At 73.3% G+C, this 20,617-nt stretch carries 19 protein-coding genes; 5 read left to right on the forward strand and 14 right to left on the reverse strand.

From position 1 onward, the window contains the following. Positions 1-60: 60 nt before the first annotated feature. Entirely contained in the window at positions 61-1,959 is a 1,899-nt protein-coding gene (locus ACIBAD_RS21325; protein ID WP_134074726.1) for an alkyl sulfatase dimerization domain-containing protein, read from the forward strand. A gap of 9 nt (positions 1,960-1,968) precedes the next feature. Here the strand turns inward: ACIBAD_RS21325 and ACIBAD_RS21330 are convergent, their stop codons facing one another. Both ACIBAD_RS21330 and ACIBAD_RS21335 read right to left on the reverse strand, forming a co-directional pair. Next, entirely contained in the window at positions 1,969-2,724 is a 756-nt protein-coding gene (locus ACIBAD_RS21330) for an N-acetyltransferase (RefSeq protein ID WP_398908040.1), read from the reverse strand. A gap of 41 nt (positions 2,725-2,765) precedes the next feature. Further along, the gene (locus tag ACIBAD_RS21335) at positions 2,766-4,202 is read right to left on the reverse strand and encodes a PLP-dependent aminotransferase family protein (protein WP_398908041.1); all 1,437 of its coding nucleotides are present in this window, start codon (positions 4,200-4,202) and stop codon (positions 2,766-2,768) included. Here ACIBAD_RS21335 and ACIBAD_RS21340 point away from each other — a divergent pair. Further along, the gene (locus ACIBAD_RS21340; RefSeq protein ID WP_398908043.1) at positions 4,201-5,169 is read left to right on the forward strand and encodes a DMT family transporter; all 969 of its coding nucleotides are present in this window, start codon (positions 4,201-4,203) and stop codon (positions 5,167-5,169) included. The two genes, ACIBAD_RS21335 and ACIBAD_RS21340, sit on opposite strands and share 2 nt — an antisense overlap. A 61-nt stretch (positions 5,170-5,230) precedes the next feature. Then, on the forward strand, positions 5,231-5,428 hold the full coding sequence (locus tag ACIBAD_RS21345) for a DUF1918 domain-containing protein (protein WP_134074730.1): 198 nt from the start codon (positions 5,231-5,233) through the stop codon (positions 5,426-5,428). A 36-nt stretch (positions 5,429-5,464) separates the two neighbouring features. On the opposite strand, the gene ACIBAD_RS21350 is transcribed toward ACIBAD_RS21345, so the two are convergent. Next, entirely contained in the window at positions 5,465-6,703 is a 1,239-nt protein-coding gene (locus tag ACIBAD_RS21350; protein WP_398908044.1) for a glycoside hydrolase family 10 protein, read from the reverse strand. Positions 6,704-6,856: 153 nt separating this feature from the next. On the opposite strand from ACIBAD_RS21350, the gene ACIBAD_RS21355 reads away from it, so the two are divergent. Then, the gene (locus ACIBAD_RS21355) at positions 6,857-7,750 is read left to right on the forward strand and encodes a 3-hydroxybutyryl-CoA dehydrogenase (RefSeq protein WP_063789474.1); all 894 of its coding nucleotides are present in this window, start codon (positions 6,857-6,859) and stop codon (positions 7,748-7,750) included. A gap of 32 nt (positions 7,751-7,782) precedes the next feature. Here ACIBAD_RS21355 and ACIBAD_RS21360 read toward each other — a convergent pair whose 3' ends face one another. The 10 genes from ACIBAD_RS21360 to infC all read right to left on the reverse strand — a co-directional run bounded on the left by ACIBAD_RS21360 (position 7,783) and on the right by infC (position 19,038). Next, positions 7,783-8,313: an NUDIX domain-containing protein gene (locus ACIBAD_RS21360; RefSeq protein WP_134074732.1), complete on the reverse strand. Its 531-nt coding sequence runs from the start codon at positions 8,311-8,313 to the stop codon at positions 7,783-7,785. 53 nt (positions 8,314-8,366) lie between these two features. After that, the gene (locus ACIBAD_RS21365) at positions 8,367-9,707 is read right to left on the reverse strand and encodes a transcriptional regulator (protein ID WP_134074733.1); all 1,341 of its coding nucleotides are present in this window, start codon (positions 9,705-9,707) and stop codon (positions 8,367-8,369) included. Between the two features lie 366 nt (positions 9,708-10,073). Beyond that, a complete protein-coding gene (locus ACIBAD_RS21370) occupies positions 10,074-11,183 on the reverse strand; it encodes a PP2C family protein-serine/threonine phosphatase (RefSeq protein WP_398908045.1) in 1,110 nt (369 codons plus the stop codon). A 177-nt stretch (positions 11,184-11,360) separates the two neighbouring features. After that, positions 11,361-13,889: a phenylalanine--tRNA ligase subunit beta gene (gene pheT, locus ACIBAD_RS21375; RefSeq protein WP_398908046.1), complete on the reverse strand. Its 2,529-nt coding sequence runs from the start codon at positions 13,887-13,889 to the stop codon at positions 11,361-11,363. Further along, positions 13,889-15,016 carry a phenylalanine--tRNA ligase subunit alpha gene (pheS, locus tag ACIBAD_RS21380; protein ID WP_134074735.1) on the reverse strand — a complete coding sequence of 376 codons (1,128 nt, stop codon included), beginning with the start codon at positions 15,014-15,016 and terminating at the stop codon, positions 13,889-13,891. The genes pheT and pheS overlap by 1 nt, the downstream gene beginning before the upstream one ends. A 162-nt stretch (positions 15,017-15,178) precedes the next feature. Beyond that, positions 15,179-16,444, reverse strand: a complete 1,266-nt coding sequence (locus ACIBAD_RS21385) for an ATP-binding protein (RefSeq protein WP_398908047.1) — start codon at positions 16,442-16,444, stop codon at positions 15,179-15,181. Between the two features lie 55 nt (positions 16,445-16,499). Further along, positions 16,500-17,366, reverse strand: coding sequence for an RNA methyltransferase (locus ACIBAD_RS21390; protein ID WP_134074737.1), 867 nt, complete (start codon positions 17,364-17,366; stop codon positions 16,500-16,502). Between the two features lie 138 nt (positions 17,367-17,504). Further along, positions 17,505-17,897 (reverse strand): 50S ribosomal protein L20, encoded by a 393-nt coding sequence (gene rplT / locus ACIBAD_RS21395; protein WP_030860181.1) that lies wholly within the window; start codon positions 17,895-17,897, stop codon positions 17,505-17,507. Between the two features lie 104 nt (positions 17,898-18,001). Next, a complete protein-coding gene (gene rpmI, locus ACIBAD_RS21400) occupies positions 18,002-18,196 on the reverse strand; it encodes a 50S ribosomal protein L35 (RefSeq protein WP_030294400.1) in 195 nt (64 codons plus the stop codon). Between the two features lie 104 nt (positions 18,197-18,300). Next, complete coding sequence (gene infC / locus ACIBAD_RS21405) at positions 18,301-19,038, reverse strand: translation initiation factor IF-3 (protein WP_398908048.1); 738 nt, start codon at positions 19,036-19,038, stop codon at positions 18,301-18,303. 388 nt (positions 19,039-19,426) lie between these two features. Here infC and ACIBAD_RS21410 point away from each other — a divergent pair, with 388 nt between their 5' ends. Further along, positions 19,427-19,813, forward strand: a complete 387-nt coding sequence (locus ACIBAD_RS21410) for a DUF1844 domain-containing protein (RefSeq protein ID WP_053688768.1) — start codon at positions 19,427-19,429, stop codon at positions 19,811-19,813. Positions 19,814-19,875: 62 nt separating this feature from the next. Here the strand turns inward: ACIBAD_RS21410 and ACIBAD_RS21415 are convergent, their stop codons facing one another. Continuing rightward, the gene (locus ACIBAD_RS21415) at positions 19,876-20,616 is read right to left on the reverse strand and encodes an SseB family protein (protein ID WP_398908049.1); all 741 of its coding nucleotides are present in this window, start codon (positions 20,614-20,616) and stop codon (positions 19,876-19,878) included. Position 20,617 lies beyond the last annotated feature (1 nt).

A 20,617-nucleotide genomic window follows, 5' to 3' on the forward strand; every position in this document is an offset into this window, starting at 1 on the left:
GCACGGGAGGATGAGCAGGGAGTTCTGCGGCCCGCACCCGACCAGCACCGAGGAGGGCGCATGAAGGGCTCTTCCGGAGATGCTGAAGCCGTCGTCGCGGAGGCCAACGGTGCCGCACGCCGGGGCCCGGCGTTCGACGACACCCGCGACCTGGCGGACGAGCGCCGCGGATTCCTCGGCACCATCGGGGAGAGCGCCATCCGGGACGCGGACGGCCGCGTGGTGTGGGACCTGGACGCCTACGGCTTCCTCGACGCGGACTGCCCGCCCACCGCCCATCCGAGCCTGTGGCGCCAGAGCAGGCTCGTCGCCGGGCACGGCCTGTTCGAGGTGGTCCCCGGGATCTACCAGGTGCGCGGCTTCGACCTCTCCAACATGACCGTGGTCGAGGGCGAGCACGGCATCCTCGTCATCGACCCGCTGGTCTCCACGGAGACCGCCGCCGCCGCACTGGCGCTCTACCGGCGCCACCGCGGCGAGCGCCCCGTCACCGGCGTCCTCCATACGCACGGCCATGCCGACCACTTCGGCGGCGTCAAGGGCGTGATCAGCGTCGAGGAGGTCGCGGCCGGGGTGCCGGTGCTCGCCCCCGAGGGCTTCCTGGAGCACGCCGTCAGCGAGAACGTCTACGCCGGCACCGCCATGAGCCGCCGCGCCGCGTACATGTACGGGGCCGCCCTGCCCAAGGGCCCCCGCGGGCAGATCGGCTCGGGACTGGGCCCCACGACGTCGACGGGCACGGTCACCCTCATCCCGCCGACCCTCGCCGTCACCCGCACCGGGCAGAGCGAGACCGTCGACGGCATCCGCATGGTGTTCCAGATGACCCCGGGCACCGAGGCCCCGGCCGAACTCAACATCCACTTCCCCGAACACGCCGCCCTGTGCACCGCCGAGAACGCCACCCACACCCTGCACGACCTGCTCGCGCTGCGCGGCGCCCAGGTCCGCGACCCGCACGGCTGGGCCCGGTACCTGACCGAGACCGTCCAGCTCTTCGGCGCCGCCACCGACGTCGTGTTCGCCTCGCACCACTGGCCGGTCTGGGGCCGCGAGGAGGTCCTCGCCTTCCTCAGCGAGCAGCGCGACCTGTACGCCTACCTGCACGACCAGACGCTGCGCATGATCAACCAGGGGTTCACCGGGCTGGAGATCGCCGAGCGGATGCAGCTGCCGCCCGCGCTGGAGCGCGCCTGGCACACCCACGGCTACCACGGCTCCGTCAGCCACAACGCCAAGGCCGTCTACCAGCGGTACATGGGCTGGTTCGACGGCAACCCGGCCCACCTGTGGGCCCATCCGCCCACCGAGGCCGCCACCCGGTACGTGGACTTCATGGGCGGCGCCGGCGAGGTGCTGCGCCGCGCCCACCAGTCCTACGCGCAGGGCGATTTCCGCTGGGTCGCCGAGGTCGTCGGCCACGTCGTGTTCGCCGACCCCGACAACGCCGAGGCCCGCGCCCTGCAGGCGGACGCCCTGGAGCAGCTCGGCTACGGCAGCGAGAACGCCACCTGGCGCAACTTCTACCTCACCGGCGCCCACGAACTGCGCCACGGCCCGGTCGGCACGTCCGCCGCCACCGCCTCCGAGGACCTGGTCAACACCCTGACGCTCGACCAGCTCTTCGACTCCCTGGCCATCCGCGTCGACGGGCCGCGCAGCTGGGACGCGGACGTCACCGTCCGCTGGCGGCTCACCGACGGCCGCGAGCCCAGCACCCTGCGCCTGAGGAACGGCGTGCTCACCCACGTCCGGGGCCTCGGCCCGGCGGCCGGCGAGCCGGACGTCGAGATCACCCTGGACGAGCGGTCCCTGCGCGCCCTCCTGCTCGGCCGGACCGCGCTCGCCGACCTGCTCGCCCAGGGCCGGGCCGAGGTCAGTGGCGATCCGGCCCGGCTCGCCGAGCTGACCGGCCACCTCACCGACCCCGACCCCGACTTCGCGATCGTCACGCCCTGACGGACTTCCTCAGGGGGTGTCCAGCGGGTGCCGGACCCAGACGTTCGGCTCCACGTACACCGCGTAGCCCTGTTCGGCCTCGCAGCGGACCGGGGCCAGTGCTCCCGGCACCCGCACCGGGCCCGTCGTGTCGAAGGCCAGCCCGGTCCACTCCCGCCATTCGGCGAGCGAGCCGGTGATCGTCATCGACAGCGGGGCCACCGAGTCGATCACCGCCCCCGCGCGGACGTGGACCCGCAGCCACGGGTCGTACGGCAGACCGTCCTCGCGCGTGCGGTACGCGTACTCCTCGATCGGGGTGTCCGGCTCGGCCGGCTTCCCGCTGGGCCGGACGGGGGCCACCACCTCGGCGAAGCCGCGGGCGCGGGCGTTCTCCCGCATCGCGGCCAGCATCCGCCCGGACAGGCCCTCCCCGAGCCGGTCGGCGGCCACGGTGATCTCGATGGCGCTCACCGTGTCGGGGGCGACCCCGCGCCGCAGGTCGGAGAAGGCCCACATGAGGACCTGGTCCCAGCCCCGCGCGGGCAGCACCCCGTCCCGACCGGGCGCGTGCTGGGCGAAGGGCACGCTGAACCCGCGGGCGACCACCGTGTCGCCGTCGGTGGCGACCAGCACGTAGTCGGCCAGCTCCTTGGTCATCCGCGGGTACAGGAGCCATGCGAGCGAGTCGTGCTGGGCGAACTCCGGCCAGGTGTCCTTCATGTCCCAGAGCCGCTCGGCCAGTTCGGGGCGCTGCGCGAGGGTGGTGATCTTGGTGCCGTCCATGGCCGCAGGGTAAGGCGGTGGAGCGGCGCGGCTCCACCCGTTTACGGGATGCGAAGTGAGCGCAGCCGGCGGACGCCCTCGTTCAGCTCCGCCGCGCCCGAGACCCCGGCGAAACTGAGCCGTACGTACGGACCCGGCGGTTCCGCGCAGAAGTACGGGCGGCCCGCGGCGACCGCGACCCCGGCGCGCAGGGCCGCCGCCGCGAAGGCCGCGTCGTCGTCGCCCTCGGCCATCCGGGCCCACAACTGGTACCCGCCCGAGGGCAGGTGGGGCAGGGTCAGCCCGGGCAGCTCGCGGCGCAGCGCGCCCGCGAGCAGGTCCCGCCGGTGGCGCAGTTCGGTGGCGACGGACCGCAGGTGGCGGGGCCAGGCGGGGGCGCCGACCAGTTCCAGGGCGGCCTCCTGGAGCGGGCGGGACACGAAGAAGGAGTCCACGATCTGGATGGCCCGCAGCCGGTCCAGCACCGGGCCGCGCGCGGCGAGCGCGCCCACCCGCAGGCTGGGCGAGGTGGCCTTGGTCAGGGACCGGACGTGCACGACCACCCCGTCGCGGTCCTCGGCGGCCAGCGTCGGGGGCAGTGGACCGGCGTCGTCGTGGCCGAGGGCCCGGGCGTAGTCGTCCTCCACCACGAAGGCCCCGGCGGCCCGCGCGATCCGCAGCACCTCGGGCCGCCGCCCGGGGGCCAGCACCGCACCGGTCGGGTTCTGGAACAGCGGCTGGCACACGAAGACCCGCGCGCCGGTCGCCTCGAAGGCGGCGGCCAGCAGCTCCGGCCGAACGCCCTCCGCGTCCACCGGGACGGGCACCGGCCGGCAGCCGGAGGCTCGGGCGATGGCCAGCAGCCCGGGGTAGGTCGGGGACTCCACGAGGACCGGCGCCCCGGGCGGGGCCAGCGCCCGCAGGGCGGTGGTGAGCGCGCTCTGCCCGCCCGCGGTGACCAGCACATCGGCGGCCCCGACGGCCCCGGCCGCGCCGCCGATCTCCCGGGCGAACCAGTCGCGCAGCTCGGGCAGCCCCTCCATGGGCGGCCGCTCCCAGGCCCCGGGCCGCCGCCCGGCCCGGGCCAGCGCGGCGGCCATGGCCCGCTCTGGCTGGATGGAGGGGTGCAGGTAGCCGCTGTTGAGCCCGATCACCCCGGCGGGCGGCGCGGCCAGACACGCCAGCACGCCGGAGGCGTCCACCGAACGCGGGACCACCTCGCCCGCACCCTCCGCACTCAGGGCGACCTCCTGCCAGGAGGTGTCCCCGGGCGCGGGCTCCGCCGTGCGCGGCCGGGCCCGGAACACCCCGGCGCCGGGCCGGGTGACGACCAGCCCCTCGGCGGCCAGCTGCGCGAGGGCGCGGGAGACGGTGACCGGGCTGACCCGGAAGCGCTCCACCAGAGCACGGCTCGACGGGAGTTTTCCACCTACCGAGTAGCGGTCGAGCTCCGACCGCAGGAATTCTGCCAACTCCGCCACGCTGCTACGCTCGTACATGACAGCAGAGAATAGCGCTACTCTCCACACGGCGATAGCGGTCGAGCACCCCGCCCGCCCCTCCGGCCTCCGCGGCCCTCACCGCGGCCCTCACCGCGGCCGCGGCCTCCACGGCCGGGCCACCGGCGGCACCGCCCTCGCCGCGCTCGGCGTCATCGCCTTCTCGCTGACCTTCCCCGCCACCGCCTGGGGCCTGGAGAGCTTCGGCCCCTGGTCCTTCGTCGCCGTACGCAGCCTCCTCGCCGCGCTCATCGCGGGGGGCTTCCTGCTGGCCGGGCGGGTGCCGCCGCCCGCCCGCGCGCACTGGGCGGGCCTCGCCGTCGTCGCCGCCGGGGTCGTCGTCGGCTTCCCGCTGCTCACCACCCTGGCACTGACCACCTCCACCACCTCGCACGCCGCCGTCGTGGTCGGCCTGCTCCCGCTCACCACGGCCGCCGTGTCCGCGCTGCGCACCGGCGCCCGCCCCTCGCGCCGGTTCTGGGGCGCGGCCGTCGCCGGAGCCGCGGTCGTGCTCGGCTTCACCCTGGCGCAGAGCGGCGGCGCCCTCTCGGCGGGCGACGGCTACCTCTTCGGGGCCCTGCTGGTCTGCGCGGCCGGGTACACCGAGGGCGGGCGCCTGGCCCGCGTCCTGCCCGGCTGGCAGGTCATCGGCTGGGCGCTGGTGCTGTGCCTGCCGCTCAGCCTGGCCGGCTCCGCGCTGGGGCTCGCGTACGAGCCGGTGCACCTGACGGGCCACGGGCTGGCCGGCCTGGTCTGGGCGGCGGCCGGCTCCACCTTCCTCGGCCTGTACGTCTGGTACCGCGGGATGGCGGAGATCGGCGCACCGCGGGCCAGCCAGCTCCAGCTCGCCCAGCCGCTGCTGACCCTGGTCTGGTCGGTGGCGCTGCTCGGGGAGCACCTCTCCCCCGCCGCCCCGGCCGCCGCCTGCGCGGTCCTGGTCTGCATCGCCGTGACCCAGCGGGCCTAATCCCTGCGAATCGCCGTAAACTGCTGTCACCGGATTCAGACCGCCTCCGAGGAGGTCAGAGATGCGCGCGACCGAGGGCGACCAGCTGGTGCAGCACGGCAGGATCGTGGGCCAGCACGACAAGGTCGGTGAAATCACTCAGGTACTCGGCGAGAACGGCACCCCTCCCTACCGGGTCCGTTTCTCCGACGGTCACGAGGCAGTCATGTCTCCGGGCCCCGACTGCGTCGTGAAGCACCCGACGGAGCCCACGCCCTGACTGCACCCACCCGACGCGGCCGACTCGGCCAACGCGTCACCTCGGCGGCACGGCCGTCGGATAATGGTCGGCAACGACCCTGGCCATCGCACCGTTGGGGTCCGCGACCACCTGCTTCGCCGAGAAGTAGACGTGGCCGCGGACCTCGGGGTAGTCGCGGGCGAAGGTGAGGTGCTTGGACAGCTCCTTCGGATCGCGCCACGCCGCGGTGGCGCTGTCGGCGTCGCAGCGGTACAGGGCCTCGCCCACGTAGAGCGCCACACCGGTGCCGGCGACGGTCTCCGCCCACCAGGGGACGAGCTTGGCGTAGTCGGCGGTCGGGTGGCCGATCGGCCAGTACACCTGCGGCACGATGTAGTCGATCCAGCCCTCCCGGACCCACTTGCGGGTGTCCGCGTAGAGGTCGTCGTACGTTTCGACGCCGGCCTGCGTCGGCGAACCCAGCGGGTCCCGCTCGCTGTTGCGCCAGACCGCGAAGGGGCTGATGCCGAAGCGCGCCGCCGGGCGGACCGTGCGCACCCGCTCGGACATCTCGCGGACCAGCGCGTCGGTGTTGCCGCGCCGCCAGTCCGCGCGGGAGTCGAAGCCGCCGCCGTGGCGGGCGTACGCGTCGCCGTCGTCGAACTCCTCCCCCTCGACGGGGTACGGGTAGAAGTAGTCGTCCCAGTGCACCCCGTCCACCTCGTAGCGGGAGACGGCGTCGAGCATGGCCTCCTGCACGAAGGCGCGCACCTCGGGCAGCCCCGGGTTGTAGTACAGCTTGTTGTTGTAGGGGACCGTCCAGTCGGGGTTGCGCCGGGCCGGATGGTCCTCGGCCAGGCGGTCGGGGTCGGTGTGGTTGGCCACCCGGTACGGGTTGAACCAGGCGTGCAGTTCCAGCCCCCGGGCATGGGCTTCGGCGACCGCGGTGCCGAGCGGGTCCCAGCCCGGGTCCTCGCCCTGCACCCCGGTCAGCCACTGCGACCAGGGCTCCCGGGCCCCGGGCCACATGGCGTCGGCGGCGGGCCGGACCTGGAGGACCACGGCGTTGAGGCGGCGGGCGACGGCGGCGTCGAAGAGGCGGACCAGCTCCTCCCGCTGGTCCCCGGCGTCCAGTCCGCTCTCGGAGGGCCAGTCGACGTTCTCCACAGAGGCGATCCACATCGCGCGGAACTCGGCGGCGGCCTTCCCGCGCGGCCCGCGCCCCCGCGCCGCCCGCGCGGGGGCCGTCCCGCCCACCGCGGCCAGCAGCCCGGCGGCCCCCGCCAGCAGCCCCCGACGCCCGATGTACGCCATGTGACGACTCCGTTCCGTTGCGTGACAGTGCCCTGCATCTGACAGCATGCCCGCCCCGGCCCCCCGCCAAGGTCAAGGTCGGGGGTAACGTCGTGGGGCGTGGCGGGCGCCGGAGCGCAGTGACACTGGGCAGCACGGGGGACCCGCCGACGGATGAGCAGCGAAAGGCACGAAGTGACTGACCTCCCTTCCGACATCACCCGAGTCGGCGTAGTGGGCTGTGGCCAGATGGGCGCGGGCATCGCCGAGGTGTGCGCCCGCAGCGGCCTTGAGGTGAAGGTCGCCGAGACCACCGGCGAGGCCCTGGAGATCGGGCGCACCCGGCTGCACAACTCCCTGACCAAGGCCGCCGAACGCGGCAAGATCAGCGAGGAGGAGCGGGACGCCACCCTGGCCCGCCTCACCTTCACCACCGATCTCGGCGAGTTCGCCGACCGCGACCTCGTCATCGAGGCCGTCGTCGAGAACGAGCAGGTCAAGACGGAGATCTTCCAGGTCCTCGACCAGGTGATCACCCGCCCGGACGCGATCCTCGCCTCCAACACCTCCTCGATCCCGCTGGTCAAGCTGGCCGTCACGACCTCGCGGCCCGACCAGGTCATCGGCATCCACTTCTTCAACCCGGCCCCGGTGCAGCAGCTCGTCGAGCTGATCCCGGCGCTGACCACGAGCGAGGAGACCATCAAGCGGGCCGAGGCCCTGGTGGGGAAGGTCCTGGGCAAGCACGCGATCCGCGCCCAGGACCGGTCGGGCTTCGTCGTCAACGCGCTCCTGGTCCCGTACCTGCTGTCGGCCATCCGGATGTTCGAGTCCGGCATCGCGAGCCGCGAGGACATCGACAACGGCATGGAGCTGGGCTGCGCCCACCCGATGGGTCCGCTCAAGCTGTCCGACCTGATCGGCCTGGACACGATCGCCTCGATCGCCGACTCGATGTACGCGGAGTACAAGGAGCCCCTCTACGCCGCTCCCCCGCTGCTCCAGCGGATGGTCGACGCCGGCCGCCTCGGCCGCAAGACCGGCTCGGGCTTCTACCCGTACGGCTGACCCCGGACGACCGGGACCCGCGGCCGGCGGGGTCAGCCGAGCCGCAGATGGTGCAGGAGCAGCAGCCCGGCCGCCATGTTGGCGGCCGGGACCTCGCCGCGCGCGATCATGTCCGGCACCAGTTTGAGCGGCACCCACTCGCGGCGTGAGGACTCGAAGTCGTCCTCGGGGTGTCCGATGTACGTCGCCCCGTCCGCCCAGTAGAGGTGGTGGCGGGCATCGGTCAGCCCGTTGGCCGGCTCGACGGTCATCAGGGGGTGGAGGGGCCCGGGCCGCCAGCCCGACTCCTCCTCCATCTCCCGGGCAGCGGCCGCCGCGATGTCCTCTCCGTCCTCGACCACGCCGGCGGGCAGTTCCCAGCCCCAGCTGTCGGTGATGAACCGGTGCCGCCACAGCAGCAGCACCTCGTTGGCCTCGTTGACGGCCGTGGCGACGGCGACCGGCCGCAGCCGGATCACGAAGTGGTCCAGGTGCCGGCCGTCGGGAAGTTCCACATCGGCGAGGTTCACATCGAACCAGCGGTTCTTGTACACGGTCTGCTCACTCAGGTTCGTCCACTGCACGGTCGTGCCACCTTCCGTTCGAGTAGGTGGCAACATGGCAGCAGTTCGCGGGCTCACAGGGGAACGCGCAGCGCCCCGTCGATCAGCTGCGCGGTCTCTTCCGCTCCGGAACATCCGCTGGTCAGCAGTTGCTCCCGGACCGCCCGCAGCCGGTCCCGCAGTCGCAGCGACTCCATGCCCTTGGCCCGCTCGGCCATCTCGGCTGCGGCCGCCACCGCCCGGTCCGCCTCGCCCTGGCGCAGCTGGATCTCACACAGCATCGCCAGCCGGTGGACCCGCCCGCGGTCGTGCGCCGGCGTCCCGACCGCCGCCGTCGCCTGCTCGTGCGCGGCGTGCAGGTCACCGAGGCTGAGCAGCGCCTCGGCCACCTGTACGTTGACCAGCCCGGGCTGTACGTACCCCGTCTCGTCCGGCTCGGTCCCGGGCCGGATCCGCTCGGCGGCCGCCTCGGCATTCCGGATGCAGGCCAACGCGGCGTCCGTGTCACCGAGTTGGGCGTACGCCTTGGCCTGCATGGCGTAGAGGTCGGCGGCCAGGGCGGGGGTGGTGTGCCGGCCCGCGGCACGCAGCGCGGCCTCGGCGAAGGCAACGGCCTGGCGGTGCTCCCGCAGGTGCAGCGACTGGTTGACGATCAGCGCGATGACGTAGGCGCCGAGCCCCCGGTCGCCGCTGGCCTTGGCGAGCCGCAGCGCCTGGTGGAAGTAGCGCTGGGCGAGCCCGTGGGCGTCCGAGTCGTACGCGCAGATCCCGGCCACCGCCACGAGGGACCCGGTGGCCCGGTGCAGCTGGCGGCCGAGCCCGTCGGGGTAGCTGCCGCGCAGCATCGGGGCGGTCTCGCTGCCGAGGAAGCGCACGATCCGGGCCCGGGTGGCCACCCCGCCCGCCCGGCGGTACATCAGCTCGTAGTGCGCGCGGGCGGCCCGCAGGATCTCGATGTGCTCCGGGCCGATCCGGTTCGGGCCGTCGCGGGAGACGTCGGCGTCCTCGGGCGGGTTCTCCCACTCCCAGACCGGGATCACGGCGGGCGTCCCGGTGACGGCCTCGGCGTCGAGCAGCTGGACGCGGCCCTGTTCGTCGGAGCGCCACAGGGCGGCGGCCCGGTCGACGAAGCCGCTGAGCGGGGAGCCGTGCGGGGAGACGGGCTGGCCCGGCACGCCGAGCCCGACGTCGTCCAGCGACACCGGGCGGCGGAGCCGGCCGCCCAGCACCTCGCAGATCAGGTCGGGCACCTGGCCGCGCGGCCGCTGGCCCCTCAACCACCGGGTGACGGCGGTGTGTTCGTAGCGCAGGGCGAGCCCGCGGGTGCGGCCCGCCTGGTTGACGTGCGCCGCGAGTCCGGCGTGTGACATGCCCGCCTCGGCGAGGAGGGCGTCGAGAAGGGCATTGGGCTGCATGGGCCCCTCCAAGGGCTCTTCGGTCTCAGGCTAGTGGGTGCGCGGTTCACCCGGGGTGCACTTCCTTTTGATTCACACGGGGTGTGAACCAAGAACGCGCATAAATGCGATACGCACTCTGCCGCAACGAGCCCTGGGAGCGGTTCACTTAAGAGCCTCACCAAAGAGGCAGCTCGGGTCGTCGGCTCCCCCTCGTACAGTGCGACGACCCGCACCGCGCCGCCCGCCTTGCTGTCTGCCCGACACTCCATGGCAGGCGGGCGGCGCGCTCCGGCTCCGCCGGCGCCCGGTTGGTCGCCGGGCCCCGGCAGGGGTCGTGGACCGCGCGCCGGGCCCTCCCACCGGGCCCGGTGTGCGGTCCCCTCGTCAGCAGCCGCGATCGCCGTGGTCGCTGCGCAGCACCAGCAGGGCGACGTCGTCGGTGAGTTGCCCGCCGGTGTGGCGCAGCAGGGCGGCGTGCACGCCCGCGACCAGCCGCGCGGGCGTGTCCGCGGGCTGCCCTGCGAGCACGCTGCGCAGGGGGAAGAACCGCCCTGCGGCGTCGCGGGCGTCCTCGGCGCCGTCGGTGTGCAGGAACAGGACGTCGCCGGGCCACAACTGCCCGCAGTCCTGCGGCTGGAGGTCCGGCCGCACGGGCACCACACCGAGCGGTGGCAAGGTGTCACCCCCGTCGAGGGTCCGTACGTCCGAGCCCCGCCGCGCGGAGCGTTTCCCCGTCCCGTCCCTGTTCCGCTTCCCGGGCTCCGCCCGGACCCGCGGGTCCGGGGGCCGGCCTCCGGCAACGGCCCCGCACCGGCGCGGGGTCCGGGGCTGCGCCCCGGGAAACGGAGCGGGGACGGGGCGGGGCGGGGCCCCGCAGGGCTCGAGCGGCTGCGGCTCGCGCAGGAGGTACGGCCAGGGATGGCCGCAGTTCAGGGCCAGCACGGAGCCGTCCTGCGCGATCTGGAGCAGCAGCACCGTCACGAACTCCTCCGGCGACGCCCCCTCCGCGTCGCGGACGTGCCGGGCCAGGGCCCGTTCCATCCGCACCAGCACCCCGCCCAGCGCGGGTTCGTCGTACGCCGCCTCCCGGAAGGCACCGAGCACCGCCGCCGCCGCTCCCAGCGCCGGCAGCCCGTGCCCCCGTACGTCCCCGATCACCGCCCGCACTCCGTACGCCGTCGGGACCGCCTCGTACAGGTCGCCGCCCACCGCGGCGCCCCGGCTCGCCGACAGCTGCGCCGCCGCCAGCGTCAGGCCTTCGATCCGGCCCGGCAGCGGCCGCAGGAGGGCCCGCTGCGCCGCGCCCGCGATCTCCTGCGAGCGCCGCAGCTCGGCCATCAGCCCGTGCCGGACGTGCAGCGCACATCCGGTGGCCAGTAACAGGAACGCCGCGCAGCTGGCCAGGCTGGCGCCCAGCGGCCCCGGGGTGGTCAGCTCCCAGGACACTGCGGCGCCGCCCCATGCGAGGACGCACGCCCGACGCACCTGGGGCATCTCCCGACACGTGATCATCGTTACGGCCTCCCCTCGGCCGCAACGATTCTGTCGACCCGCCGCATCCGTGGACACGGGTCACCGGCGTTCTCACCCAAATGAGTGAGGGGCATATCCGCAGGTCCGGATATGCCCCTCAGTGCCTCGATCCGCCGCGGCGGCGGGGCGGTTACACCGTCACGCCCCGCGCAGCACCGCGCCCGTGCGCTCGCCCGCGAGCGCCACCGCCGCGTCGCGCGCGGCCGTGGACTCCTCCGCGGTCAGCGTGCGGTCGGCCGCGCGGAAGCGCAGCGCGTACGCCAGGGACTTCTTGCCCTCGCCGACCTGCTCGCCGGTGAACACGTCGAACAGCCGCAGGGACTCCAGCAGTTCGCCGGCGCCCTTGCGCAGCGCGGCCTCGACGTCGGCCGCCGGGACCGACGCGTCGACGATCAGCGCGACGTCCTGGGTCGCCACCGGGAAGGTGGAGATCCGGGGCGCCTCCACGACCCCGCCCCCGGCCGCCGCGAGGCGGTCCAGGTCGAGCTCCATGGCGCTGGTACGGGCCGGCAGGCCCATCGCCTTGACGACGCGCGGGTGCAGCTCACCGGCGTGGCCGATGACCGTCTCCACCCCGTTCAGGGTGACGATCAGCTCGGCGCACCGGCCCGGGTGCCACGGCCCGTACTGGCCCTGGCGCACGACGAGCTCCACGCCGGCCTCGGCGGCCAGCGAGCGCGCGGCCTGCACCGCGTCCGCCCAGTCGGCCGGACGGCCCTTGCCCCACCAGCCGGCCTGCTCGCGCGCACCGGCCAGCACGACCGCGGCGTACCGCGGCTGGGCCGGCAGGGCGGCGTTCAGCGTGGCGATCTCCTCGGCCGTGGGACGCCGGTCGACGGGCAGTCGTACGGCGACGCCCGGCTGCCGGCCGGCCCGGAAGACCGAGCCCGTCTCGAAGAGGGCGAGGTCGTGGCTGCCCCGGCTGTCGTTGCGGCGCAGCGCGCCCAGCAGACCCGGCAGCAGCGTGGTGCGCAGCGCCGGCTCCTCGTCGGAGAGCGGGTTGACCAGCTTGACGACCTGGCGGGCCGCGTCGTGCACGGGCAGCTGGAGCTGGTCGAAGACGCCCTCGCCGACGAAGGGGTAGTTGAGCGCCTCGACGTAGCCCGCGCCGGCCAGCGCGCGGCCGACCCGGCGGTGCAGCTGCTGCCGGGCGGTCAGACCGCGGCCGGAGGGCAGCTTCGGCAGGGTCGACGGGAGGTTCCCGTAGCCCTCCAGCCGGATGACCTCTTCGGCGAGGTCGTTGGGCTCGGCGAGGTCGGGACGCCACGAGGGGACGGTCACGACGAGCTCGTCCTGGCCGTAGACGTCGCAGCCGACCTCCTGGAGGCGGCGGACGACGGTCTCGCGGCCGTAGTCCATGCCCGCGACCCGGTCCGGGTGGTCCGCGCGCATCGCGATGGTGCGCGGGGCGCCCGGGGCGGTGAGCTCGGTGACCCCGGCCTCGGCGGTGCCGCCCGCGAGCAGCACGAGCAGGTCGACGGTCCGCTGCGCGGCCGCGGAGGCCGCCTGCGGGTCGACGCCGCGCTCGAAGCGCTTGGAGGCCTCGGAGGCGAGCTTGTGGCGGCGGGCGCTGCGCGAGATCGTCAGGGCGTCGAAGTGCGCGGCCTCGATGACGACGTCCGTGGTGCCGGTGACGGCACCGGTCTCGGGGTCGGTCACGGAGTCGGCGATCTCGGTGTTGGCTCCGCCCATGACGCCGGCGAGGCCGATCGGCCCGCTGTTGTCGGTGATCACCAGGTCCTCGGCGTCGAGCGTGCGCTTGACCCCGTCGAGGGTGGTGAACTTCTCGCCCTGCTCGGCGCGGCGCACGCCGATGGCGCCGTCCAGGCGGGAGCGGTCGTAGGCGTGCAGCGGCTGGCCCAGTTCGAGCATCACGTAGTTGGTGACGTCGACGGCGAGCGAGATCGGGCGCATGCCGGCCTTCTGCAGGCGCCGGGTGAGCCAGATCGGGGACTTCGCCTCGGGGTCGAGGCCGGTCACCGTACGGGCGGTGAAGCGGTCGCAGCCGGCCGGGTCGTCGATCTTGACCAGGTAGCCGTACGAGTTCGGCGCGGGCACGTCGAGCAGCGCCGGGTCGCGCAGCGGCAGGCCGTACGCGGTGGCGGTCTCACGGGCCACACCGCGCATCGACAGGCAGTAGCCGCGGTCCGGGGTGACGGCGATGTCGAGGACCTCGTCGACGAGCTGGAGCAGCTCGATCGCGTCGGTGCCGACCTCGTGCTCCGGGGGGAGCACGATGATGCCGTGGGTGCCGTCGTCGCCCATGCCCAGCTCGTCACCGGAGCAGATCATGCCGTGCGAGGTCTTGCCGTACGTCTTGCGCGAGGCGATCGCGAAGTCGCCGGGCAGCACCGCGCCGGGCAGGACCACGACGACCTTGTCGCCGACGGAGAAGTTCCGGGCGCCGCAGACGATCTCCTGCGGCTCGCCGGTGCCGTTGGCCTGGCCGACGTCGACCGTGCAGAAACGGATCGGCTTGCGGAAGCCCTCGAGCTCCTCGATGGTCAGCACCTGGCCGACGACCAGCGGACCCTTGAGGCCGGCGCCGAGCTGCTCGACCCTCTCGACCTCAAGGCCTGCGTCTACGAGCTTGGCCTGTACGTCACGACCGGTCTCGCCCGCAGGCAGGTCGACGTACTCCCGCAGCCAAGAAAGCGGGACCCGCATCAGATCTCCATCCCGAACGGCCGGGTGAACCGGACGTCACCCTCGACCATGTCTCGCATGTCTTCGACGTTGTGGCGGAACATCAGCATCCGCTCGATGCCGAACCCGAAGGCGAACCCGCTGTACTTCTCGGGGTCCACACCGCAGGCGATGAGCACCTTGGGGTTGACCATTCCGCAGCCGCCGAGCTCGATCCAGCCCTCGCTGGAGCAGGTGCGGCACGGGCGGTCGGGGTTGCCCACCGACTCGCCGCGGCACACGTAGCACTGCATGTCCATCTCGGCGGACGGCTCGGTGAACGGGAAGAAGTTCGGGCGCAGCCGCGTGGTCATGTCCTTGCCGAAGAGCGCCTGGACCATGTGGTCCAGGGTGCCCTTGAGGTCGGCCATGGTCAGGCCCTCGTCCACGGCGAGCAGCTCGACCTGGTGGAAGACCGGGGTGTGCGTCGCGTCGAGCTCGTCGGTGCGGAACACCCGGCCCGGGCACACCACGTACACGGGCGGCTCCCGGTCGAGCAGCGAGCGCGCCTGCACCGGGGAGGTGTGGGTGCGCAGCACGACGCCGGACTCGTCGCCCTCGGTGCCCTCGGGGCCCTGGACGAAGAAGGTGTCCTGCATCTGGCGCGCCGGGTGGTCGGGCGTGAAGTTGAGGGCGTCGAAGTTGAACCACTCCGCCTCGACCTCGGGGCCCTCGGCCACCTCGTAGCCCATGGCCGTGAAGACGTCCGCGATGCGGTCCATCAGCGTGGTCAGGGGGTGCCGGGCACCGGCGGGGACGCGGTCGTAGGGCAGCGTGACGTCCACCGCCTCCTCGACCAGCACCCGCTCGTCGCGCTCGGCTTCGAGCTCGACCGTGCGGGCCCCGAAGGCCTTGTTCACGGCGCCGCGGGCCTGGCCCATGCGCTTGCCCGCCTCGGCCTTGGCCTGCGGCGGCAGGGCGCCGATCTCGCGGTTGGCGAGCGCCAGGGGCGAGCGGTCGCCCATGTGCGCGGTCTTCGCCTCACGCAGCGCGTCGAGGTCGCCGGCGGTCGCGAAGGCGGCGAGCGCCTCGTCCCGCATGCGCTCGATCTCTTCCGGTTTCAGTGCCTCGACCTCGACAGGGTCGTACGACTTGTTCGGTGCCGACATCTCTTCCCGTACTTCCGATGGCTGGCTGGTGGAGCCCCGCGCGATCCGCTCGACAGTCTCGATCGACCGACTCGGACAAGAACCCAAAGGTGCCAAAGGACGAGTCTAAAGGTCGCGGGGGGTGAAGGAGCCCGTGGGCCGCCTGGCGAGACCTCCGCAGGGCTACTGCGTGAGGTAGGCCGGCGCGCCCACGGGCAGGATAAATCGGAACTCGGCGCCGCCGCCGGGGCCGCGGCCGACCGTGATGGTGCCGCCGTGGGCCTCGACGATGCCCTTGACGATGTACAGGCCCAGGCCGGTGCCGCCGCGCTTGCTGCCCCGCCAGAAGCGGGTGAAGACGCGGCCCATCGACTCCTCGGGGATCCCCGGGCCCTCATCGGTCACGGTGACGGCGGTGCCCTTCTCGGTCTTGCCCGCTGCGTTCGTCAGGCTGGTCGGCGATACGTCGATGGTGACCGTTCCCTCGCCGTGCCGCACCGCATTTTCGAGGAGGTTGCCGAGGATCTGGTCGATCTTGTCCGGATCGGCCCAGAGATCGGGGAGCGCGCAGCTGACCCGTACGAGGAACCGGTCGGGCGACTGGCCGTTCGCGGTGAGCGCCTGGACGTGGCGGCCCACGGCGGTGGCGACGTCCACCGGCTGGCGGCGCACCTCCAGGCGGCCGGAATCGATGCGGGAGATGTCGAGGAGCTCGGCGATGAGGCGGGTGACGCGGTTCGCGTCGGCGTCGACGGTCTCCAGCATCAGCCGCTTCTGGTCGTCGGTGAACCGCTCCCACTTGGCCAGCAGGGTCGCGGTGAACCCCTTGACGGAGGTCAGCGGAGAGCGCAGCTCGTGCGCGACGGTGGCGATCAGCTCGGCGTGGCTGCGCTCGGTGCGCCGGCGGGCCTCGGTGCCGCGCAGGGTGACGACGAGGCGGCGCAGCGGGCCGGTGGGGTGGGTGCGCACGTACCGGGCGGAGACGAGCACCTCGCGGCCCCCTGGCAGCAGGAGGTTGCGCTCGGGCTGGCCGCGCCGGGTCGCGAGGCCCCCGTACGGATCGGTCAGCGTCCACCAGCGGCGGCCGTCGAGGTCCTCCAGCGGCAGCGCCCGGTCGATGCGCACACCGAGCGCCTCGCCGGGGGCCAGCGCGGTGATCCGGGCGGCGGCGGAGTTGAAGCAGATCACCCGGCCGGTGTCGTCGGCGACGACGAGCCCGTCGGGGAGGTCGTCGGGGTCGATCCCGAGCGCCGCGAACTCCGGGATTTCAGCCGGGTCACACGGTTCGCGGGATGCGCGGGATTCGCAGGATTCGCAGGATTCGCGGGATTCATGCGGCTCGGCTGCGGCCGGAGCGGCGCGGCCCCCACCTTGCGGGGGCACGGCCGCCAGGGAGGGCGTCCCGGACGCCGTCGCGGCCCCTGGCGAGCTGTTCGTACCGACGGTCATGTCCCCGTACCCCACATCTCCGAGTAGCGCAGTGGGCCCCCGGGCCGCCACATTACTAGCTGGGGGTCACGGAGCGGCACCCTCCGGGAGCCCGCTGTGCACGCGCGGACGCGTAGAGGCACACCGCGGCGGCCGTGGCGAGGTTCAGACTCTCGGCCTTGCCGTGGATCGGGACGCGTACGACGGCGTCGGCGAGCGCCCGGGTCTCCTCCGGCAGGCCCCACGCCTCGTTGCCGAAGACCCAGGCCGAGGGGGTGCCCATGGTGCCCGCGTCGAGCTCGGCGTCCAGGTCGTCCTCGCCGGCCCCGTCGGCGGCCAGGATCCGCACGCCGGCCGCCCGGAGCCCCTCGACGGCCTGCTCCACGGGGACGCCGACCGCCACCGGCAGGTGGAAGAGGGAGCCCACGGAGGCCCGTACGGACTTCGGGTTGTACAGGTCCACCGAGGCGTCGGTCAGCACGACCGCGTCCGCTCCGGCGGCGTCGGCGCAGCGGAGCACCGTGCCGGCGTTCCCGGGGTCGCGGACGTGGGCGAGGACGGCGACCAGCTTGGGCTCGGCCCTGAGGATGTCCTCGAAGGGCGAGTCGAGGAAGTGGCAGACGCCGACGATCCCCTGCGGGGTGATGGTCTGCGAGACCTCGGCGAGCACCTCGTCGGATGCGTAGTGGACGCGCGCCCCTGCGGCCAGGGCGGCCTCGATGATCCCGGTGTGGCGCTCGGCGGCCTCCACGGTCGCGAACAGCTCGATCAGGGTCGACGCGCCGCCCGCGCCGCGGTGCTCGACGGCCTCGCGGACGGCCTGCGGGCCCTCGGCGATGAAACGGCGCTCCTTGGTGCGGAAGTTGCGGCGCGCCAGTCGCCTGGCGGCGGCCACCCGCGGGGATCGGGGGGAGATCAGCTCGGCGGGGGCGGGGGTACCCATGGCGGTCGGCTCGCTTCCGTACGTACTGCGGGTCGAAACAGGTGGATCGACAGGTGGATCGGCCACAACGCACCGGACCCGCAGGCACGGGGCCTGCGGGTCCGGGCTGAAGCCTGTGAAGGGCTTGCTGCGCGCTGCTTAGGCGGCGGCAGCGGCCTTCGGGGCGTTCACGTCGGCCGGAAGCGCCTTCTGCGCAACCTCGACGAGCGCGGCGAAGGCGTTGGCGTCGTTGACGGCCAGCTCCGCGAGGATCTTGCGGTCCACCTCGATGTTGGCGGCCTTCAGACCCTGGATGAGGCGGTTGTACGTCATGCCGTTCTGGCGGGCAGCGGCGTTGATGCGCTGGATCCACAGCTGACGGAAGTCGCCCTTGCGCTTCTTGCGGTCGTTGAAGTTGTAGACCAGCGAGTGGGTGACCTGCTCCTTGGCCTTGCGGTACAGGCGCGAACGCTGACCGCGGTAGCCGGAGGCCGCTTCGAGGATCGCCCGGCGCTTCTTGTGGGCGTTTACTGCCCGCTTGACGCGTGCCACTTTTTAACTCCTTGTAGCGGGGCCGTGGGTGTCTTCACACGGCCCGAATTCGATGGGGTCCCGGTCTCGACGCCGTCCGCTCCCGGCAGGGGAGCGGAGGGGCGTCACTTGCCGAGAAGCTTCTTGATCTTCGCGGCGTCGCCGGGGGCCATCTCCGCGGTGCCGGTGAGGCGGCGGGTCAGACGGGACGACTTGTGCTCGAGCAGGTGGCGCTTACCGGCACGCTCACGGAGCACCTTGCCGGAGCCGGTGATCTTGAAGCGCTTCTTGGTACCGCTGTGCGTCTTGTTCTTCGGCATAGCGCCGTTATCTCCTCGTCGGTGGCGCTCCCGGCGGTCCGGCTGGGGACCGGCGCCCGGGAGCGTCATGTTGTGTCGGTGATCCGAGACAGGCTGCCTCGGAATCAGGCCTCGGCCGGTGCCTCGGGCGAGGCGGCCTCGGTGACGTCGGCTTCGGCCCCGGCCTCGGCCTCGGCCTCGGCAGAGGCGACCTCGGTGCCCTCCTCGACGGGGGCTTCCTCGGAAGGAGCCTCGTCGGCGGCGACACCCTGGCGCTCGGCCTTGCGGGCGGCCTGCGCCTCGCGGGCTTCGGCCATCGCCTCGGTCTTCTTCTTGTGCGGACCGAGGACCATGATCATGTTGCGGCCGTCCTGCTTCGGGTTCGACTCGATGAACCCGAGGTCCTCGACGTCCGAAGCGAGACGCTGCAGCAGTCGGTAGCCGAGTTCCGGCCTGGACTGCTCGCGACCACGGAACATGATCGTGATCTTGACCTTGTCGCCCTGCTTGAGGAACCGAACGACGTGACCCTTCTTGGTGTCATAGTCGTGCGGGTCGATCTTCGGCCGGAGCTTCATTTCCTTGATGACCGTGTGCGCCTGGTTCTTGCGCGCCTCACGGGCCTTCATGGCCGACTCGTACTTGAACTTGCCGTAGTCCATGAGCTTGCAGACCGGCGGGCGTGCGGACGCCGCGACCTCGACCAGGTCGAGGTCGTACTCCTGCGCCAGCTCAAGGGCCTTGGCAAGCGGCACGATGCCGACCTGCTCGCCGCTGGGACCGACGAGTCGTACCTCGGGAACGCGAATCCGGTCGTTGATGCGGGGCTCGGTGCTGATGGATCCTCCTCGGTAGCACCACACGGCTGCCTGGCAGACAGCCGCTGACGTCTGATGTCGTCAGACCAACCGCGGCGGAACATGAAAAATGCCCCGCCGGGCACAGGCAGGGGCTCCAATACAACCGGAGCACCGCCGCGTGCGATCGCGGGGCGCAGACTCGGGCAGCTTTCCATCGTCCGTACGGAACGATGGATGCCACCTGACCGGTGACCCGCCGCCCCGGAGGGTGGTCGGGTGGGAGAGCGGAGCCTCCACTTGTGGGCCGGGGACATGCGTCTCCGGCCGGTCGTCAGCCCAATATAGCATTCCGCGCCGGGTCCGCTCACCCGGAGGCGTCCGCCCGGGGCCGGCCGGGGCCCCGCCCGGGGCCCGGTCGGCGGCGTGCGCGGCCCGGCTTATCGTGTGAGGCATGACTGACGCGACCCCCACCCCCGCCACCGAGGCCGGCAGCACGCCGGACGCCCCCGACTACGACGCCATGACCCGCGACATCGCGGACGTGCCCGCCGTCGAGGTGATCACCACGGTGGCCGTGCACCTGCTGAGCGCCGCGGCGGTCAACCTGGGCCTGGACAAGCCGGACTCCGAGCACAAGGACCTCGACGAGGCCCGCAAGCTGATCACGGCCCTGGCCGGCCTGGTCACCGCGAGCGCCACCGAGATCAGCTCCTTCCACGCGGCCCCGCTGCGCGACGGCCTGAAGTCGCTGCAGCTCGCCTTCCGCGAGGCCTCGATCGTGCCCGACGAGCCGGGCCAGGGCCCGGGCGAGAAGTTCACGGGCCCGGTCTTCGGCTGAGCCGCCCGTACGCGTACGGCGAAGGGCCGGGGCGCTGCCCCGGCCCTTCCGCGTATCGGCGCTCAGCGGGTGAAGAGCGGCTCGCCGGGCGGGGCCGGGGCCTCCTCGGGGAGCAGGGCCAGGTCCAGCCCGTGGACGAGGCGGGCCCGCAGGGTCTCGTCGGCGGCCAGGGCCTCGGCGACGCGGCGGGCCGTGGTGTGGGCCTGCGCCCCCGGGGCGAGCACGATCGCGAGCGTGCCGTCGGCGTCCGCCCCGCCCGGCCCGAGGTGGGCGCGGAGCACGGCCGGCTCCGCGGACACGGCGGCCCGTACGGCCTCGCGCACCGCGGGGTCGGCCAGCGGGCCGGCGTCGGTGCGGCCCTCGGCCAGCGCGAGCAGCGCGGGGCCGGTGAGCTGGTAGGTGACGGGGCCGGCCAGGTCCAGGACCACGGTGTCGGCCTTCTCGTGCGCGGCTGCGGCCAGGGCCTGGTGCAGCGGTACGGAGACCGGGCGGGCGGCCGGGTCCCAGCGGGCCAGCGAGGCGATCGAGGTGAACGCGGGCAGGGCCCGCCGGTCCCCCGCCCGCAGGGTCGGGACGGCCATGTCGCTGGTCTTCTCGCGCTTGAGGCCGGTCTCCGGGTCGGTCTCGACCTCGCCGAGCACGGCGACGACCGGGACCAGCAGCCGGGCGCCCTTGAGGGCGGCCAGGACCTGTGGCTCCTGCGTCCGGTCCGCGGACCAGGCGGCCAGGGCCGCGCTCAGCCGGGGGTCGGCGGAGCCGTCGTCGTCGGAGAAGCCGGGGTCGGGAATGCTTTTGTTCGCCACA

Source organism: Streptomyces sp. NPDC051109 (assembly GCF_044455885.1).
In the GTDB taxonomy this organism is placed as follows: domain Bacteria; phylum Actinomycetota; class Actinomycetes; order Streptomycetales; family Streptomycetaceae; genus Streptomyces.

Coding starts and splice junctions, on each gene's coding strand:
- ACIBAD_RS21385 (WP_398908047.1), bottom strand. CDS start 16,444: ATGACCGTCGGTACGAACAGCTCGCCAGGGGCCGCGACGGCGTCCGGG.
- pheS (WP_134074735.1), bottom strand. CDS start 15,016: ATGTCGGCACCGAACAAGTCGTACGACCCTGTCGAGGTCGAGGCACTG.
- ACIBAD_RS21410 (WP_053688768.1), top strand. CDS start 19,427: ATGACTGACGCGACCCCCACCCCCGCCACCGAGGCCGGCAGCACGCCG.
- ACIBAD_RS21370 (WP_398908045.1), bottom strand. CDS start 11,183: ATGCCCCAGGTGCGTCGGGCGTGCGTCCTCGCATGGGGCGGCGCCGCA.
- ACIBAD_RS21335 (WP_398908041.1), bottom strand. CDS start 4,202: ATGTACGAGCGTAGCAGCGTGGCGGAGTTGGCAGAATTCCTGCGGTCG.
- ACIBAD_RS21350 (WP_398908044.1), bottom strand. CDS start 6,703: ATGGCGTACATCGGGCGTCGGGGGCTGCTGGCGGGGGCCGCCGGGCTG.
- ACIBAD_RS21340 (WP_398908043.1), top strand. CDS start 4,201: ATGACAGCAGAGAATAGCGCTACTCTCCACACGGCGATAGCGGTCGAG.
- ACIBAD_RS21345 (WP_134074730.1), top strand. CDS start 5,231: ATGCGCGCGACCGAGGGCGACCAGCTGGTGCAGCACGGCAGGATCGTG.
- ACIBAD_RS21355 (WP_063789474.1), top strand. CDS start 6,857: ATGAGCAGCGAAAGGCACGAAGTGACTGACCTCCCTTCCGACATCACC.
- ACIBAD_RS21365 (WP_134074733.1), bottom strand. CDS start 9,707: ATGCAGCCCAATGCCCTTCTCGACGCCCTCCTCGCCGAGGCGGGCATG.
- ACIBAD_RS21330 (WP_398908040.1), bottom strand. CDS start 2,724: ATGGACGGCACCAAGATCACCACCCTCGCGCAGCGCCCCGAACTGGCC.
- pheT (WP_398908046.1), bottom strand. CDS start 13,889: ATGCGGGTCCCGCTTTCTTGGCTGCGGGAGTACGTCGACCTGCCTGCG.
- ACIBAD_RS21390 (WP_134074737.1), bottom strand. CDS start 17,366: ATGGGTACCCCCGCCCCCGCCGAGCTGATCTCCCCCCGATCCCCGCGG.
- rpmI (WP_030294400.1), bottom strand. CDS start 18,196: ATGCCGAAGAACAAGACGCACAGCGGTACCAAGAAGCGCTTCAAGATC.
- ACIBAD_RS21325 (WP_134074726.1), top strand. CDS start 61: ATGAAGGGCTCTTCCGGAGATGCTGAAGCCGTCGTCGCGGAGGCCAAC.